The organism is Dehalococcoidia bacterium, from assembly GCA_021295915.1.
Taxonomy (GTDB): Bacteria; Chloroflexota; Dehalococcoidia; order Lucifugimonadales; family UBA1123; genus VXRN01.
This window is the reverse complement of record JAGWBK010000006.1, coordinates 101,718-103,514: the sequence shown is the minus strand read 5'-3', so window position 1 is coordinate 103,514 and position 1,797 is coordinate 101,718. Positions and strand designations below refer to the sequence as shown.

The 1,797-nt window shown below is 61.7% G+C and carries 2 protein-coding genes and 1 pseudogene; 2 read left to right on the top strand and 1 reads right to left on the bottom strand.

The window, feature by feature from the left end; genetic code table 11:
* Together J4G14_03510 and J4G14_03505 are read left to right on the top strand one after the other, a co-directional pair.
* A pseudogene (locus J4G14_03510) lies at nt 1–793 on the top strand (ABC transporter permease).
* Nucleotides 794–802: 9 nt separating this feature from the next.
* Nucleotides 803–1,249, top strand: coding sequence for a hypothetical protein (locus J4G14_03505; GenBank protein MCE2456861.1), 447 nt, complete (start codon nt 803–805; stop codon nt 1,247–1,249).
* A 44-nt stretch (nt 1,250–1,293) separates the two neighbouring features.
* Here the strand turns inward: J4G14_03505 and J4G14_03500 are convergent.
* Nucleotides 1,294–1,797: ASPIC/UnbV domain-containing protein (locus J4G14_03500; GenBank protein MCE2456860.1), on the bottom strand; the 504-nt coding region annotated here is incomplete at its 5' end.

Sequence of the window (1,797 nt, the reverse complement as noted above, 5' to 3'; positions counted from 1 at the left end):
GAGCGCTTGGGAAGAATCCCAATATGGCGATCGGCTTCGGCATTCTGGCAATTATTTCGTTCTTCACCATCTTCGCCGGTACGGTCGATCGGTACGACCCACTGGAGCTCAATCCTGTTGACAGGCTGATGGCTCCCGGCGCCAAGCACTGGTTCGGCACCGATACCACGGGTCGGGACATCTACTCGCGCACACTTCATGGCGGGCGTGTTTCGCTGCTGGTTGGATTCAGCGTTGCGGTGCTGACCGTTGGCGCAGGGATGATTATCGGGCTGGTGTCCGGATATGACCGCAAGGCGGACATGGTCATTCAGAGATTCATGGATGCGTTGATGTCGTTCCCGACGCTGCTGCTGGCGCTCGCCCCACCAACGTCATCATAGTTATCACCGTGGTGGACACGCCGCGCATGGTGCGGATCGTGCGTTCGCAGGTACTGAGCCTGCGAGAGTACCAGTTCGTGGAGGCCGCTCGTGCGATCGGGGCGCCGACCTGGCGCGTGCTGCTCCAGCATGTAGCACCGAACACATTCGCCCCTGTTATCGTGCAGGCAACGTTCGTGTTCGCCTCTGCCGTGCTGGTCGAGGCCGGACTCAGCTTCCTTGGACTGGGCATTCCACCGGACCAACCGAGCTGGGGCAACATCCTAGCGCTCGGGCGCACGTTCCTGCAGACTGCCGTCTGGGTGGCGTTCTTCCCAGGCCTCGTCCTGACGATCACCGTGCTGGCGATCAACCTTGTTGGCGACGGACTCCGCGACGCGCTGGACCCGAAGCTGGCCAGGAGGGCGTAGCCTCAACGGATGGGACCTTCTCTCGTCTTCTTCCTGCGAGTGATAGCCGGGTTCGGGCTGTCGGCTCTTTTCGGATTTGCCTCTCTTATCCTGGCGCGCGTGCTGCTCAGGTTCGTATTCGGAGACCTGGTACTCGCGGGGTACTTCTGGGCGAGCGATGTGTACGTGGTCATGCTGTTTTGCGGTATAGGGACTGCCGCAGGAGTGGGGACGGCGCTGGGTTGGCTCGGGTCTGAAATCGCCCCCAAGCTCCGTTCGCCTCATGTGCTGGGGTGGGAGCTATTGGGAGTCGCCGCGGCCTGGGCTGCATACGGCTACAAGACGGTCATCGATCCGTACGTGTCGTACGAGAGCAACGATGTGACTGCTACCGCGATCCTATGGGCAGTGCTCGCGCCGAACCTGGTTGCCACCGCCATCGGTCTGTACAGGCAGATGCGGGTCGGACATGTTTAGGCTCTCGGGAGGCTGCCTCAAGTAATCGGCCCGACGTCCTCCGACTACTGCTCAGGTTCAGAAACCGACAGTACCTGGTTGACGGCAACATCCGTTAACACCTGAGTGCGTCCGCTGGGCCACGTGATCACAATCTCGTCGACGGTAGTTGCGTTCCCCAGGCCGAACTCCAATTCAACGGTGTCCATCGAGATGTAGCTGGAACCGGCTTTGACCTCACGTACCTGGGTCAGCGGGCTGTCGCCGTCAGAGACCGAGGCCGTGAGGTGGACCCTTGCCCCGATGCCGTCGGCGTTGCTTCCGGTGCCGTCGATCGCCATTCGGCCCTGGAGCCTGAGGGTGATCCAGTTGTTGTCGCCCGGCTGGTTGACCCACATGAACAGAGGTCCGGGCACCCAGTTATACTGCTGGCCGTCACCTCCGAAGTCGAGGCCGCTGCTGTTAGTGCCGATGAGGTCGACGTAGCCGTCGCCGTTGAGGTCGCCGTGCGCGACGCCCTTGCCGTTCTCGTGGTACTTGGCGGACAGCTTGAATGCGACCGGGTCCTG

Bases quoted from the DNA above. Each gene is read 5' to 3' on its own strand.
- J4G14_03505 (MCE2456861.1), top strand. From the start codon at position 803: ATGGGACCTTCTCTCGTCTTCTTCCTGCGAGTGATAGCCGGGTTCGGG.